General features: G+C 72.5%; 13 protein-coding genes. 7 read left to right on the top strand and 6 right to left on the bottom strand.

The genetic code is table 11. The features are described from left to right. The first annotated feature begins 194 nt into the window (after positions 1–194). Positions 195–1,484, top strand: a complete 1,290-nt coding sequence (locus tag QU602_RS10430; protein ID WP_308796381.1) for an MFS transporter — start codon at positions 195–197, stop codon at positions 1,482–1,484. A gap of 93 nt (positions 1,485–1,577) precedes the next feature. Beyond that, positions 1,578–2,798, top strand: coding sequence for a chorismate synthase (gene aroC / locus QU602_RS10425; RefSeq protein WP_308796380.1), 1,221 nt, complete (start codon positions 1,578–1,580; stop codon positions 2,796–2,798). Here aroC and QU602_RS10420 read toward each other — a convergent pair. The 3 genes from QU602_RS10420 to QU602_RS10410 are packed head-to-tail and all read right to left on the bottom strand — an operon-like array spanning position 2,765 to position 6,927. Further along, positions 2,765–3,937 (bottom strand): PucR family transcriptional regulator, encoded by a 1,173-nt coding sequence (locus QU602_RS10420; RefSeq protein WP_308796379.1) that lies wholly within the window; start codon positions 3,935–3,937, stop codon positions 2,765–2,767. The two genes, aroC and QU602_RS10420, sit on opposite strands and share 34 nt — an antisense overlap. Positions 3,938–3,953: 16 nt before the next feature. Next, the gene (locus QU602_RS10415; RefSeq protein WP_308796378.1) at positions 3,954–5,363 is read right to left on the bottom strand and encodes an MFS transporter; all 1,410 of its coding nucleotides are present in this window, start codon (positions 5,361–5,363) and stop codon (positions 3,954–3,956) included. 7 nt (positions 5,364–5,370) lie between these two features. After that, the gene (locus QU602_RS10410; RefSeq protein WP_308796377.1) at positions 5,371–6,927 is read right to left on the bottom strand and encodes an aldehyde dehydrogenase family protein; all 1,557 of its coding nucleotides are present in this window, start codon (positions 6,925–6,927) and stop codon (positions 5,371–5,373) included. A 167-nt stretch (positions 6,928–7,094) separates the two neighbouring features. Between QU602_RS10410 and QU602_RS10405 the strand changes: the two genes are divergently transcribed. The 3 genes from QU602_RS10405 to QU602_RS10395 are packed head-to-tail and all read left to right on the top strand — an operon-like array spanning position 7,095 to position 10,273. Further along, on the top strand, positions 7,095–8,162 hold the full coding sequence (locus tag QU602_RS10405; protein ID WP_308796376.1) for a zinc-dependent alcohol dehydrogenase: 1,068 nt from the start codon (positions 7,095–7,097) through the stop codon (positions 8,160–8,162). A gap of 2 nt (positions 8,163–8,164) precedes the next feature. Continuing rightward, positions 8,165–9,484, top strand: a complete 1,320-nt coding sequence (locus QU602_RS10400) for an FGGY-family carbohydrate kinase (protein ID WP_308796375.1) — start codon at positions 8,165–8,167, stop codon at positions 9,482–9,484. A gap of 18 nt (positions 9,485–9,502) precedes the next feature. Then, entirely contained in the window at positions 9,503–10,273 is a 771-nt protein-coding gene (locus tag QU602_RS10395; RefSeq protein ID WP_308796374.1) for a class I fructose-bisphosphate aldolase, read from the top strand. A gap of 134 nt (positions 10,274–10,407) precedes the next feature. Here the strand turns inward: QU602_RS10395 and QU602_RS10390 are convergent, their stop codons facing one another. Together QU602_RS10390 and QU602_RS10385 are read right to left on the bottom strand one after the other, a co-directional pair. Then, positions 10,408–10,812, bottom strand: coding sequence for a hypothetical protein (locus QU602_RS10390; RefSeq protein WP_308796373.1), 405 nt, complete (start codon positions 10,810–10,812; stop codon positions 10,408–10,410). A gap of 131 nt (positions 10,813–10,943) precedes the next feature. After that, entirely contained in the window at positions 10,944–11,699 is a 756-nt protein-coding gene (locus QU602_RS10385; protein WP_308796372.1) for a hypothetical protein, read from the bottom strand. A 261-nt stretch (positions 11,700–11,960) separates the two neighbouring features. Between QU602_RS10385 and QU602_RS10380 the strand changes: the two genes are divergently transcribed. Further along, on the top strand, positions 11,961–13,823 hold the full coding sequence (locus QU602_RS10380) for a bifunctional 3'-5' exonuclease/DNA polymerase (RefSeq protein ID WP_308796370.1): 1,863 nt from the start codon (positions 11,961–11,963) through the stop codon (positions 13,821–13,823). On the opposite strand, the gene QU602_RS10375 is transcribed toward QU602_RS10380, so the two are convergent. Then, positions 13,805–14,413: a PadR family transcriptional regulator gene (locus QU602_RS10375; RefSeq protein ID WP_308796369.1), complete on the bottom strand. Its 609-nt coding sequence runs from the start codon at positions 14,411–14,413 to the stop codon at positions 13,805–13,807. The two genes, QU602_RS10380 and QU602_RS10375, sit on opposite strands and share 19 nt — an antisense overlap. A gap of 223 nt (positions 14,414–14,636) precedes the next feature. Here QU602_RS10375 and QU602_RS10370 point away from each other — a divergent pair, with 223 nt between their 5' ends. Continuing rightward, complete coding sequence (locus tag QU602_RS10370) at positions 14,637–15,149, top strand: DUF3145 domain-containing protein (RefSeq protein ID WP_308796368.1); 513 nt, start codon at positions 14,637–14,639, stop codon at positions 15,147–15,149. The last annotated feature ends 18 nt before the right edge of the window (positions 15,150–15,167 follow it).

Below are 15,167 nucleotides of genomic sequence, written 5' to 3'. Positions count from 1 at the left end.
GAGGGCTTGACGGTGCGTATTCTGTTCGAGATCGGTCGCGAGACATCCGTTCCATGAGGATGCCGCGCCCCATCGCAACCCGGATTCGTTGTGCCCGCGGCACATGGGGGCGCCCGTCGGGCGCTCAGTAGCTTCGATCACAGTAAGGCCCTCGCCCCGAGGCGCCTCAACCCGTGACCGATTGAGGAGCAGAGTTGCTCAACGACACTTCGACGGCGCAGGCGTCCACCGGCGACGCCGCCCGCACCCCCACCTCCGTCTCGCCCGCGCTGCTGATCGGCGTCATCCTCGCCCAGTTCGGCGCGTTCGTCGCCGTGTTCGCGCCCGCGTTCATCGCGCTGTCGATCAGCGTCGGGACGCTCACGCCCGAAGACCGCATCGTGAACCTCGGCATCGTGGTCGCGCCCGGAGCGTTCATCGCCCTGATCGCGCAGCCGCTGTTCGGCCGGCTGTCCGACCGGACCACCTGGTCGTTCGGCCGACGTCGCAGCTGGGTGCTGATCGGCACCATCGGCGGGCTCGTGGGCCTCACGATCCTCGCGTTCGCGGACTCGATCGCCATGCTCACGATCGGCTGGGCCATCGCGCAGTTCTTCCTGAACGCGGTCTCGTGCGCATGCCACGCGGTGATCCCCGACCAGATCCCGGTGCGGCTGCGCGGACGGGTGTCGGCCTGGTTCGGCATCGTGCTCACGGGCAGCCAGGTCATCGCCGTCTACCTCGTGATCTGGGTGTCGGCCGTGCCGCCGCTCATGTACCTCGTGCCGGGCGCCGTCGTGGCGTTCACGTCGGCCTGGCTGCTCATCGCGCTGCGCAAGGTGGACCAGCCGGCCGACCGGGCCTCGCTGCCGCCGTTCACCCTGGCGAGCTTCTTCGGGTCGTTCTTCGTGAACCCCGTGAAGAACCGGGACTACGGCATCTTCTGGTTCGGGCGTCTCCTCGTGTACCTCGGCTACTTCAGCCTCATCACCTACCAGCTCTACTACGTCATGAGTCAGCTGCAGCTGTCGCAGGAGGCCGCGAGCGCGGTCGTCGGGAACGCGACCTTCGTGACCTCGATCGCCGCCGTGATCGCGTCGCTCATCGCGGGCTGGCTCTCCGACCGCCTCGGCAAGCGCAAGATCATCGCCGTCGTCGCCGGCGTGATCATGGCCACGGGTCTCGGCATGCTCGCGTTCGGCGAGACTGAGGGCTGGTTCCTCATCGCGGTCGGCATCATCGGGTTCGGTCAGGGCGTGTACCTCGCGGTCGACGTCGCCATCGTCTCCGAGCTCATCTCCGACGACAATGACCGCGGCAAGGACATGGGTGTGCTGAACATCGCGAACACCCTGCCGCAGTCGATCGTCCCGATCGTGGCGCCGTTCCTGCTCGCCATCGGCGCGACCGAGGGCGGCGAGAACTATCCTGTGCTGTTCCTGGTCGGCGCGGTGGTCGCGCTCATCGGCGGCGTCCTGGTGCAGTTCCTCAGGAAGGTAGCCTGAACAGGTCCGTTATGTGCGGGGCGGCTTCGGTCGCCCCGCACGCGCGTGTGACGAGAGCGCCGCACGCGTGTGTGAGAAAGAAAGTCGAGAACCATGCTCCGCTGGATCACCTCTGGTGAGTCGCACGGCAAGGCCCTCGTGGGCGTGATCGACGGCCTGCCGGCCGGCGTCGAGATCGAACCCGAGACGGTGGCCCACGCCCTCGAACGGCGGCGCTGGGGCTATGGGCGCGGAGCGCGCATGAAGTTCGAGCAGGACGCGCTCGAGATCCTCGGCGGTGTGCGTCACGGCCGGACCCTCGGTTCGCCCGTCTCGCTGGTGATCGGCAACTCCGAGTGGCCGAAGTGGACCGAGGTCATGGCCGTGTCGGCCGTCGACGACGAGGGCCGCCGCTACGACGAGCCCGATCGCATGGCGCGGGGTCGCGGTCAGGCCCTGACCCGTCCTCGTCCGGGGCACGCGGACCTCGCGGGCATGCTCAAGTACGGGTTCGACGACATCAGGCCGGTGCTCGAGCGCGCGAGCGCGCGCGAGACCGCGACCCGGGTCGCGCTCGGCGCGTTCGCGAAGGAGCTCTTGAAGCAGGCGCTCGGCGTCGACGTCGTCGGCCACGTGGTCGGCTGCGGCTCGGTCGCGCTGCCCGAGGGACACTACGCGCGGCCGGAGGATGCCTCGCGGCTCGACGCCGAACCGATGCGCTGCATCGACCCGGAGACCAGCGCGCGCATGCAGCAGGAGATCGACGAGTACCGCGCCGCAGGCGACACCCTCGGCGGCGTCGTCGAGGTGCTGGTCTACGGGCTGCCGCCCGGCATCGGGAGCTACGTGCACGGCGACCGCCGGCTCGACGCCGCGCTCGGCGAGGCCATGCTCGGCATCCAGGCGATCAAGGGCGTGGAGATCGGCGACGGTTTCACCACCGCGACGCGGCCGGGTTCGCGCGCGCACGACGAGATCGAGAAGGCGGGGGAGCGCGACGGCAAGCTCGTGATCCGCCGGCTCTCGGCACGCGCGGGCGGCATCGAAGGTGGAATGAGCACGGGCGAGGCCGTTCGGTTGCGCGCCGCGCTCAAGCCCATCTCGTCGGTGCCGCGTGCCCTGTCGACGGTCGACGTGGCGACCAAAGAGCCCGCGAGCGCGATCCATCAGCGCAGTGACGTCTGCGCGATCGTGCCGACCGCGGTCGTGGCCGAGTACGTCACGGCACTGACCGTCGCCCGCGCCGTGCTCGAGAAGTTCGGCGGCGACTCGGTCGAGGAGCTGCGCCGGAACGTGCAGGCCTACGTCGACGGGCTGGGCGTGGTCATCGAGTGATCGTCGGTCGGCAGCGCCGCGAACGTCTCCATGGCCAGCGCCACCTGGTGCGCCTGCAAGCCTGCGAGCAGGTGCGGTGATCTGGTCGGTTCGAAGCTGTCGGCGCCGAGCAGCTGCTTGATCAGCCCGAGCCGGTAGCCGACCGAGTTCCGGTGCAGGAAGAGACGCTCGGCGATCGCGCCGCGGCTGCCGTCGAGCTCGAACCACATGCGCAGCGTCGTCATGAGGTCGTCCCGCCCGAGCAGGGGCCCGATCTGGCGCGCCGCGAAGGCGTGCAGTTGCTCGACCGAGAGCTCCATGAGGAGCTGTTCGGCGCCGAGGTCGTCATACGACAGCGTCGTGTCGCCCCGGTTCAGCAGCAGCCCGAGCCCGGACTCGGCCGAACGGAAGGACGCGGCCGTGTGCTCGCCGCCGCGCACCGACGCGCCGACGCTCATGCGCAACGGCTCGTCCCCGACGATGCCCTGCATCCGGGTCTGCACCCGGACGAGTTCGCCGACCGTCGCCTCGTCGGCGACCGTCCACGCGAGATCGCCGCTCATCCTGGTCGGGGTCGGGAGCCAGGCGACCGCGGTCGCCCACGCGTGCCGCTGCGGCCCGCGGTAGTGGAACACGACGCCGCGGTGCGGCCGGTCGAGGGTGATGCCGAACTTGAGGGCCGCGCGTGCGACGCGCCCCGGGTTCCTGAGCGAGCCGTAGCGCAGCTCATCGACGATCTGGCTGGCGTTCTCACTCCGCGCCTGGCGCAGCGTGTCGCGGCGCACGCCTTCGATCGCGATCGCGGTGCGTGCGGATTCGAGCAGGGCGACGCGCCGCGGCTCCACTGCACCCGGGGTCGCGAGCAGGCCCACGCGGCGCGTGCCCGACAGCACCGGCATGCCGGTCGCCGGCCCGGAGTCGGTCGACAGCTCGATCGCGGCGAGGCTCTGCGCGAACGCGCTCGCGATGTCTCCGGCGGAGAGCGCACGGGGCGCACCGTCGCCGGTCGGCATCACGAGCGGCTCGCCGTGCACGCCGATGAGGCTCACCGGCAGGCCCGTCCGGTCGGAGAACCGGGCGAGCAGGCCTGCCCAGTCGGCGCCTTCGAGGGCGAGGGTGGTGAGCTCTCGCTCGAGCGAGGCCGGATCGAGACTGGTCACCATCGCATTCTCCCGTTCATTCGCCCTCGGAGACGACCCGCGCGATCGCACGGCGCACCAGCACCGTGACGACGACGGCGACCGCACCGGCCGCGGCCGCCGCCGCGAACGCGATTACGATCGACGCGGTGTTGGCGTAGGCGATGGTGACGACCGCGAGGCCGATCGCGCTGCCGACCTGCCGCGAGGTGTTCACGAGTCCGGCTGCGAGGCCGGCCGTACCGGCGGGCGGGTCCTGCGTCGCCGTCGAGGTCAGCGTGGTGAACAGCAGGCCCATGCCGAGCGCGACGGCGGTCGCGGGCAGCACGGTCCCGAGCCACAGCTCGCCCCCGGTCGCGCCGAGCGCGAGCCCGGCGAGGCCGCAGGTCGCGATCGCGGTGCCGACCAGCAGGATCGTTCGCAGCGCGAGCCGGCGGCCGAGCACGGGCACGGCGAGCGAGCCCAGCACGACCGCGGCCGAGGGCACCAGGAACAGCAGGCCGGACACGAACGGCGTGAGCTGATGTCCCGCCTGCAGGGTCAGCGTGAGCAGGTACCAGAGCGGGAAGCACGCCATCGCGACCAGCAGGATCAGCAGGTTCGCCGCCGTGATCCTCGGCTGACGCAGCAGCGCGGGCGGGAGCAGGCTCGCGTCGGGGGCGCGCCGTCGGCGCACGATCACCACGATCGCGCCGAGCACCGCCGCCCCGAGCGCGATCCAACTCGTGGCCGCTGCCGGGCCGGACGTCCCGGTCTCCACGAGCGCGACGATGGCGGCGGCGATCGTCACCGCGAGCGCGATGGCGCCGATCCCGTCGAAGGCGCGCCCCGTGCCGCGCGCCACGGCGGGCAGTGCGAACACCGCGGCGACCGTGGCGACGAGCGCCGCAGCGGCCTCGAAGCCCAGCACGGCCGGCCACGGCCACGCGAGCAGCAGCACCCCGCCGAGGGTGGCGCCCAGCGCGCCACCCACGCTCGAGGTGGCGCTCCACGCGGCCACGGCGCGGAGGCGGGCGCGCGGGTCGGGCACGTTCTGCAGCAGCGTGAGCGAGGTGGGTGCGAGCAGGGCCGCGGCGACGCCCTGCGCGGCACGCGCCACGATGAGCATCTCCCCGCTCACGCTCAGCGCGCCCACGACCGCCGTCGCGGCGAAGAGCGCCCCGGCGAGCACGAAGGTGCGTTTCGCGCCGAGCACGTCGCACAGGCGTCCGCCCGTGAGCAGCACCGCGGCGAACGCGACGGTGTAGGCGCTCACGACCCACGACATCGACAGCTCGTCCAGCCCGAGCGACCGTGCGATAGACGGCACCGCGACGGTGACGAGCGACACGTCGAGGACGACCAGGAACTGCGCGGTGCAGGCGAGCAGCACGATCCACGCGCGGGGCGAGCGACGGGGAACCCCCGGGTCTCCCGCCTCGCGCGGGCCGTCCGATGCGATCAGCACCTCGCGCTCAGCCGAAGTTGAACGTGATGGACTTCTTGCGGGTGTACGCCTCGAACCCGGTGCGCGAGAACCCGCTCTGACGCCGCGGCTCGCCGCGCCCGCCGTTGATCGCGCCCACGTAGTACGTGTTCACGTAGACCTCGCCGCAGTCGAGGGCCGTCGCGGCGCGCCAGGCGCGAGACGCGTCCCCGGTGAAGACCGCCCCCGCCAGGCCGAAGCTCGTGCCGTTGGCCCGCAGGAACGCCTCCTGCTCGGTCGCGAACGACGAGGCGCCGAGCACCGGGCCGAAGATCTCCGACTGCTCGACCTCGCTGCCGGGCTTCACGTCGCGGAGCAGTGTGGCGGGCACGAAGGTGTCGGGCAGCCCGGCCGTGAGCGATCCCTGCGCGGCGACGCCCGCGTCGCCGCGGGCGACGGCGCGGTCGATGTAGCCGCGCACCGACGCGGCGTGTTCCGCATGGATGAGCGGGCCGATGAAGACGTCGGGGTCGAACGGGTCGCCGAGCGGAAGCGCCGCGGTCGCCTGTCCGATGCGGTCGACGACCTCGTCGTAGACGGTGTCCTGGATGAGCACCCGTGTGCCCGCGACGCAGACCTCGCCCTGGTTGGAGAACGCGCCGATCGTGATCCACTGCGCGGCGGCGTCCAGATCCGCGTCGGCGAAGACCACGGCGGGGGACTTGCCGCCGAGCTCGAGGTGCACGGGCGTGAGGTTCGCGGCTGCGGCGGCCATGACCCGCTTGCCGGTCTCGACGCCGCCGGTCAGGCTGATCAGGTCGATGCGGGGATCGGTGACGAGCGCCTCGCCCACGGTCGCGCCGCGGCCGAGCACGACGTTGAGCACGCCGGCCGGCACCCCGGCGCGGAGCGCGATGCGGCCGATCTCGACGGCGGAGACGACGGCGTCGACCGGCGGCTTGACCACGATCGAGCAGCCGGCGGCCAGCGCCATGGCGATGCGCTGGCTGCCCGTCATCAGCGGGCCGTTCCACGGCAGCAGCTCGGCGACGACGCCGACGGGATCGTCGAGGCGGACGACCACGAGTTCGGGGCCGCCTGGGATCAACCCGGGCGGGTAGTTGCCGCGGTGGACGTCGCTCGTGTGCGTGCGCAGTGCCGAGGCTGCGTACCGGAGCGCCTGGGCGGCCTCGTATGCGTCGTTGTGCAGCGCTGAGAAGTAGCCCTTGCCGGTGTCCATCGTCTCGAGCGCGGCGAGCCGTGCCGACTCCGCGGTGATGATCTCCGCCATTCGGTCGAGCACGTCGGCTCGCGCGGTCGCGTGGAGTCCACGCCAGGACGCGTCGTCGAACGTCCGGCGCGCGGCGGCGATCGCGCGGTCGACGTCCTCCGGGCCGGACTCGGCGGCGTGCGCGAACACCTCGCCCGTGTACGGGTCGGTGCACGCCCGTCGGGCGTCCCCGAAGACCTCGCGCCCATCGATGAGCGCGGGAATCAGGCCGTCGGCCGGCAGCCACGCCGGGTCGATCGAACCCCGTCCCGCGGGCGGCGCCGCGGGCGCGGTCTGATGCTGCTGGTCGGTCGTGCCGTCTGCCTCTGATGCCACTGGGGGTTCGCTTCCTGTTCTCGCGGATGAGCCGCCCGTGCGGCCATGACTCCATCCTCGAAACGGGGATTCCCGGTGTCACTGTGCAGCGGGCACAGTCGCGGCGCTCCGGGGTTCATGCCCGCGACCCCGGGATCGGCGGTCACGGCGTCATTAGCGTCGATCCCATGACCACTCCTCACGCCGATCACCCAGGCTCAGCCGTTCCCACCCACCTCACCGCCGCGGTGATGACCGAGCCCGGCGTCGTCGAGATGCGCGAGGTCGCACTGCCCGACCTCGGACCCCAGCAGGTGCTCGTCGCCCTCGAGAAGTGCGGCCTCTGCACCATGGAACGCCGGCTCTTCCGCGGCGAGCGCAAGATCTACCCGGTCGCGGCCGGTCACGAGGCGGCCGGGATCGTCGTGGCGCACGGCGCCAAGGTCGCCGATCTGCCGGGTGTGCCGCCGATCGGTGCGCGCGTCGCGATCGACATGCTGTCCCGCAACCGGGCGTCGCGCACGTCGCGCCGCAACCGGACGGCGCTCGACCTCGCGCCCCAGGAGGCGGCCCTCACCGACGGCACCATCGCGATGGGCGGCGGGCTCGCGACGCACCTCGTGGCCGATGCGGCCAGCGTGTGGCCGACGGGCGACGCACCGGCGCAGATCGCCGCGATGACCGAGCCGCTGGCCTGTGTCGCCAACTCGGTGCGGTTGTCGGGTCTGCAGCCCGGCGACCGGGTCGCGATCACCGGCGCGGGCTTCATGGGCCGACTGCACCTGGCGCTCGCCAAGCTCGCGGGCGCCTCGAGCATCGGCGTGATCGACGTCGACCGTGAGCGCCTCCAGGAGGCGCTCGAGGCGGGCGCCGACTGGGTGGCGACCCCTGACGAGCTCGCGGCGCGAGAGCACGACCAGGACATCGTGTTCGTCACGGCCGGTGTGCCCGGCGCGCTCGAGCAGGCGGTGCGGCTGGCCGCGATCGCGGGGTCGGTCGTGCTCTTCGGCGCCTTCCCGAAGGACTTGCGCTCCGAGGTCTCGCCCGACGAGATCCATCACCACGGTCTCTCCATCATCGGTGTCTACAGCCAGGAGCCCGAGGACTGGAAGCGTGCGAGCTCGCTCATCGGCGCCGGCGTCGTGACCGAGCAGCTGCAGGCGCTGATCACCGCCGACTATCCGCTCGAGCAGGCCGCCGAGGCGCTCGACTTCGCCGCGCACAATCCGGTGATGCGCGTGCTCGTCGGGAGCTGACGGTGGCCGCCGTCATCGGCGTCGACCTCGGATCGAGCTCGGCGCGGGCGATCGCGATCGACGAGACCGGTCGCGTCCTCGCGAGCGCGACGGCGCGTTATCCGGGTGCGGAACGCTGGCCCGAGGGGCGGGCGGATGCCTCGGCGTGGCTGCATGCGGTCGCGCACGTCGTCCGTGAGGTCGGCACGGAGCATCCGGAGGCCGCACGTCCGCGCGCGGTGAGCATCGGCGGGCAGAGCCCGTCGGTCGTCGCGGACGCTGTGCCGCACGCGGTCACCGTGAGGCATCCGGCCGGTGCCACGCTGCCGCCGCGCGACCAGCATCTGGCGCAGGCCGAGGTGCTGGCGGGCGAGGGCGGCCTCGCGTGCTCGCAGGGATACGACTGGGTCGCACGGCAGTTCGGTGCGCGTGACGTGCAGTCGCGATGGATCGACGACGACCCGATCCCCGGGTTCGGTGACCTGCACCGGACCGGGTCGGTCATCGGCACGTCGAACGGCGCGCACGGGCTGCCGACGGGTGTGCTGATCGCCGCCGGCGGTCAGGATGCGTTCCTCGCGTTCTGGGCGGGCGGGCTGACCCGCGTCGGACTCGCGATGGACCCCGGCGGACGTACCGGCGGACTGGTGGCGACCGCACCCGCCCTGCAGCTCGACGCCGACGCGTTCCGGATCGCGTCGCCGAACCGCGACATCGCGATCGTCGGCGGCCCGGTGAACGCGCACGGGCTCTCGATCGAATGGCTTCGCGACCTGACCGCGCGCCCGGTGGAGTGGCTGCTCGGCGTGGCCGAGGGCGTGCCGGCGGGTGCCGGCGGCGTCGTCTTCGCCCCGTACCTCGAGGGCGAACGCGCTCCGCGCTGGAATCGCGACGTGCGCGGCGGGCTCTCGGGGCTCGCGAGCGGCACGGGCCCGGCGCAGCTCACGCGGGCGGTGCTGGAGGGCACCGCCTACGGGCTGCGCCACATCCTCGACGGCATCCGCACGCAGGGCATCTCGCCCGAGGTGCTGATCTGCACCGGGTCTCCGTCGCGCAGCCGGCTCTGGTGCAGCATCAAGGCGTCGATCCTCGGTCTGCCCGTGCTGGTTCCCGACGAGCCCGACCTCGCGGCGCTCGGCAGCGCCTACTCGGCCGGTGCCGCAGCCGGCTGGTGGCCGCGCCCGGGGGAGACCGACGAACCCGACGCTTGGCCCGCGCGCGAGATGACGCGCATCGAACCCGAACCTCTCACCGAGTACGAGGACGGCTACCGCCGATTCCTCGAGCTCGGCGACTTCGCGGAGACGCAAGCCGTCGTCGCCGCGACCACGACCAGAACCTAACGAAAGGAACCACCTGCAATGACCGTCTTCTCTTCGATCGGCGCCGCAAAGACCCGCCGTATGGGCCGTATCTTCGCCCCTGATGGCAAGAGCGTGTTCGCCGCGGTCGACCACGCCGCGTACATCTCGCCGAGCCCGCCCCTCGGCCGCACCATGCTCGACATCGCCGAGGGCGGGCCCGACGGCGTGCTGGCGACCTGGCACATCGCCAGGGAGTACGCCGACGCGTTCGCCCGCACCGGACTCGTGCTCCGCGTCGACGGCGGCACGACCGAGCTCGGCGGGTTCCCCGAGGGCGATGTCTCGACGCTGCTCTACCAGGTCGAGGACGCCGTGCGGATCGGCGCCGACTGCATCGTGCTGCTCGTGTTCACCGGTCAGCACGACGAGCACCTCTCGTTGAGCCGGCTCGGGAAGGTCGTGCGCGAGGCGGAGCAGTACGGGCTCCCCGTCATGGCCGAGGTCATCCCCGGCGGCTGGGGCCGCGCCGTCGAGTGGAACATCGAGAACGTCGCGCTCGGTGCGCGCATCGCGGCGGAGTTCGGCGCCGACATCGTGAAGACCGTGTCTCCGACGGCGCCCGAGGAGTTCGCCCGTGTGGTCGACGCATGCCCGGTGCCCGTCGTCGCCCTCGGCGGCCCGAAGACGGACTCCGAGGACGACGTCGTCGCACTCGCGGCCGGCGTCACCGCGGCCGGCGCCGCGGGCGTCGCCTTCGGCCGGAACGTGTGGGGCTCGCCCGACCCGGCCGCGCTCATCCGCCGGCTCTCGCAGGCCGTACACGGCTGAGCCACGCTGCACAGCACTGCACCACACAGCACCGCACGCGGGCGGGCGCCGATCCCGGCGCCCGCCCGCGTCATGCAGCGCATGCAGGTCGTCTCAGCCGGATTCGCGTGGCCGCAGCGGACGCGCATGGTGGTTCAGCACGGAGCGTCGACCGGGCCCGCCTGGATCGAGAGTCCGTCGTGGGTCGTCCCGAGAGCTCGGACGCCGGTGATCGGCGTACCGCAGACGAAGTTCAGATAGGTCTCGGTCAGGTCGCCGTCGGTGTCGGTCAACAGGTCGAGCGCGCCCGCCCCGTCGGCAAGCGTCCAGGTGATGCTGATCTCGCTCTCGGTATGCAGATCCTGTGCGATGAGCACGCCCCAGCACGTGCCGCCGTCGGGGCAGTCGTACCTGGCGCTCGTGTCGAGGTCGAGCATCGAGGTCGCGCCGTCGCTGCTCCGGTCGCCGTGGCCGTCGCCGGCCGTCGCCGGAACGGCGGGCACGACCGAGACCAGGACGGCGATGGAGAGGGCGAACAGCCCACGAGTGGTGTGCGTCATCTGAATCCTCCACTCGAGCCGAACACCGTCGGCCCGTCGTCATCGAGTCACCACACCCGAATGGCAATATACTCGATGCTCCGTCGCGGAGCGAGCCCATGAGCCGAGGAGCCGAGTTCGTGCGCGCGGTCTCAGCCGGAACCGGTGGCCGTGATCGCATCGACGGCGGCATCGCCGCGCAGCTCGCGCATGCGCTGCACGACGCGGTCGACGACGTCGGCGGAGAGGCTCTGGCACACGATGCTGTTCGGGCCGAGTGGCCCGAGGCCACCGGCGCGCACCCGGATCACCTCCCACCCGACCTCGCGGAGCGCATCGTCTTTGTCGGCGTCGGTACCGGCCTTCAGACCGCGATGTGCACGACGGCTGCGACCGGGGTCGTCGTACTCCACGGTGAGCCGCAGCTGCGGCACGATGATGTCGGGCCAGACCTCGCGGCGCCCATGGAAGGTCCGTGCGATGTGGATGGCGTTCACGCGGTGGTTGAGCCGGATGCGCTCGGCGAGCATGGTCTTCAGCCGATGCTCCGTGATCGAGGTGCCGACGCGGAGGCCGGGGTTCATGTAGGGCACCCCGGCCTCGACGCGGGCGGCCGGGGCCGCCGCGCTCTGCCGGCACTTCGCGCACGCGGTACCGGTCAGCTGGTCGACGATCGTCGCGCGGTACCGGTCGTGACCGCGCGAGCAGCGCCACTCGTACTCGGCGCCGATACGCGTCTCCGCGCCGAGCGCTGACCGTTGGGCGGGGGAGACCCGGCGCAGTAGTTCGGCGCGGCTGCGCTGCGTCTCGTGCACGAGCATGCACACCGGACACGCCCGACGCAGCGTGACGACGCCCGGCGCACCGGCCGCTGCGCCGTGCCCGCACACGAAGCTCACCGCCGCCACGCGCGGCTCCCCAGATTCATACGTCCATCCTCACCGGCACCCCTGACATCCCCGACATCCCCGCCGCCGCCGCACCCGTGACGCTGTGTCGCACATCTGCCCCGCATTCGCGACGCGATTCAGCGATCCGGGCGACACCCGACGGTGGTGTCGCACGATCGGCGTTCCAGGCGACCGCGGCGCGACCACACGCGCGACACCGGGCCCTGAGGTCGCGCGTCCGGTGCAGCGCATGTCGGCGGCGCAGTCGACAATTGATTCGTGCGCATTGTGATCGCCGGCGAGGGGCGGGGCCCGGTGACGCTCGTCGACCCCGACGCCGACGCACACCTCGCGACGACCGACCGTGCCGGTCTTCCGGATGTCGTACGCCGGTACGAGGCGCAGCGACCCAGATGGATCTGGCACGACACCCGCGACTGGGCCCCGGGGTTGCTCGCCGCCGGCGTCCGCGTCGAGCGCTGCCACGACCTCCGGCTGAGCGCGGCGATCCTCGAGCACAGCACGCTGACCGAGCGGGCGCGCGCCGACGCGCCGCCGCGGCCGGCGTGGCTTCGCCGCGGGCCCGCGGAAGCGCCCGACGGGGCCTCGCCCGCGGCGGCCTCGCCGGGGCCAGGCGTCGCCGCGGCGGCCGGTGCTGCGACGCTCTTCGACGAGGGGTGGGGCGAGGCATCCGACGACCGCATACCGCCGGTCGGGGCGCCGAGCGACGGCGCACCGCACGACCACGACCGCGCGACCGACCACGGCGCGCGCCTCGACGAAGCCCGCGACGACCGCACGCCGGGCGAGACCCCTGACGCGCTCATCGCCGAGTACCGGCGCCAGCTCGCCCTCGTCGAGGCGAGCGACGGCGCCGGTCGGCTCCGGCTGCTCGTCGCCGCCGAGTCGGCCGGTGCGCTCATCGCGTGCGAGCTCGCCGCGGCCGGCGTGCCGTGGCGCGCCGACGAACACGATCGGGTGCTCGTCGAGCTGCTCGGTCCGCGCCCGTACGGCACCGGCAAGCCGGTGCGCATGCTCGAGCTCGCCGCCGAGGTGCGCGACGCACTCGATGCACCCCGGCTGAATCCGGACTCCCACACCGACCTGCTGCGCGCGTTGCGCGCGGCCGGTCTGGCGGTCGACTCCACCAGTCGATGGGAGCTGAGGGAACTCGAGCATCCGGCGATCGAGCCGCTCATCTCGTACAAGAAGCTCGCGCGCGTGCTGAGCGCGAACGGCTGGGGCTGGCTCGAGGAGTGGGTGGTCGACGGGCGGTTCCGGCCCGAGTACGTGCCTGGCGGCGCCGCGAGCGGGCGGTGGGCGACCGCCGGCGGCGGTGCGCTGCAACTGCCGAAGCAGATCAGGCGGGCGCTCGTCGCGGACCCCGGGTGGTGCCTGGTGGTCGCCGACGCGGCGCAGCTCGAACCGCGCGTGCTCGCCGGCATGTCGCATGACCTCGCGCTGGCCGAGGCGGGCCGGGGACGAGACCTCTACGCGGGCCTCGTCGGCGCCGGGGTCGTCGCCACCCGGACCGAGGCCAAGTACGCCGTGCTCGGGGCGATCTACGGCGCGACCTCGGGCGATAGCGGCCGCCTCGTGCCCAGGCTCGCGCGCGCGTATCCCCGCGCGATGGCGCTCGTCGACCGCGCCGCCGCCGACGGCGAACGGGGCCTCCGGGTCACGACGCTGCTGGGCCGCTCGTCGCCCCTGCCCGGCCCCGACTGGCGCGCGGTGCAGAGTCGCGCGAGCCAGCCGGATGCCTCGCCCTCAGACGAGCGACGGGCGCGCACGGTCGCGCGGGACTGGGGACGCTTCACGCGGAACTTCGTCGTGCAGGGCACGGCCGCCGAGTGGGCCGTGATCTGGATGGCCGGCCTGCGCCGCCGGCTCGCGACGATCGGCGCCGACCGGCCCGCGGCGGCACCGGCCGATGCATCCGGCCCGGTCTTTGCGCGCGTCCCGCATCTCGTCTACTTCCTGCACGACGAGGTGATCGTGCACGCACCGGCCGAGCACGCCGACGAGGTCGCCCGCGCGGTGCACGAGACCGCTGCCGAGGCGGGCCGGCTGCTGTTCGGCGACTTCCCCGTCGACTTCCCGCTCGAGTTGCGTGCAGTTGGGAGTTACGCCGAGGCCGGTTGAGTGGCTGGCTGAGCCGCCGGCCGTCGCCCGCGTCTGGGCCGCTCCGGTGAGAACCCGAACGGTGCGGGTCGCGCCGCCGCGATCTCGTCGAGCCAGTCGATGAGCGCGGCCGCGCGAGCGGCATCGATCGCGCCGGCGTGCCGAGTCAGGACCGAGGCTGCGGGGGGCGCGGCGGGTTCCAGACGGGCGGATGCCTCGGCGGTGGCCTGCGCGGCGTGCCGCCGTGCGGCCCAGCGCTCACGCTCTGTTCCGAGGATGGACGTGAGCGAGACGCCCGGGAGGGAGCTCGCGATCAGCACGCGTTCGACGGTCTCGTCCCACGGGTCGCTGACCGAGGCATCCGTGCCGTGCAGCCAGGCGAGCGCCGCGACGCGGCCGGCTTCGGTGAGCCGGTGCAGTGGCAGCCCGTCGTCGGTCTCGCCGGCCGGTTCGATGAGGCCGCGCTCGGCGAGCCGGTCGAGCGTGCCGTACGTCTGGCCCACGTTGATCGCCCGGCGGCCGCCGGTACGCGCCGCGAGCTCGCCGTGGAGCTGGAAACCGTAGGCGGGGCCGACCAGCAGGATGCTGAGCAGTGCGTCGCGGACGGCCATGTGCGCTCCCTCGTCGTCTCGGTCGGGCCGGAATTCCTCACCGAGCATAGTGTTCGACCCGCTCTGGAGCGCGTCGCCACGCGCGCCCGCGCTTGTCCGATCGGCCGATCCGGGGCATAATCGCGGGTGACGGCTCGCCGTCGGAGACAATCGAACATCCACGCGCTGTCGACGCGTTCCGAGGTCGTAGGGGAAGACGCACCTCACTGGAACGGAGAACGAGATGGCGGACGAAGTGACGCGAGCGGCGCGAGGCGTGCTCTACGTGCACTCATCTCCGCGCGCCATCTGCCCGCACGTCGAGTGGGCCGCTGGTCGTGCGCTGGGCGAGGCGGTGAACTTCGACTGGAACGAGCAGCCCGTGCTGCGCGGGTCGCTGCGGGCCGAGTTCACGTGGGAGGGCCAGGTCGGCGACGGCGCCCGCATCGCGTCGGCGCTGCGCGGCTGGTCGCAGCTCAGGTATGAGGTGAGCGAGGATCCCGGTCTGGGCTCGGACGGCGCCAGATGGATGCACACGCCCGATCTCGGCGTGTTCTTCGCGCAGACCGACTCGGCGGGCAACGTCGTCGTGCCCGAGGACCGCATCCGCTACGCGATGGAGGTCGGCGGCCACGACGCGCTCGAACTGCACCGCGAGCTGCGGCTCGCGCTCGGGCAGGCCTGGGACGACGAGCTCGAACCGTTCCGGCACGCGAGCGACTTCGCGCCCGTCGTCTGGTTGCACCACGTGGGGTGACCAGAGATTCCACGGGGT

Origin of the sequence: Agromyces protaetiae (genome assembly GCF_030866785.1) — a bacterium.
Taxonomy (GTDB): Bacteria; Actinomycetota; Actinomycetes; order Actinomycetales; family Microbacteriaceae; genus Agromyces; species Agromyces silvae.
This window is presented reverse-complemented; position numbering and strand designations above follow the sequence as displayed.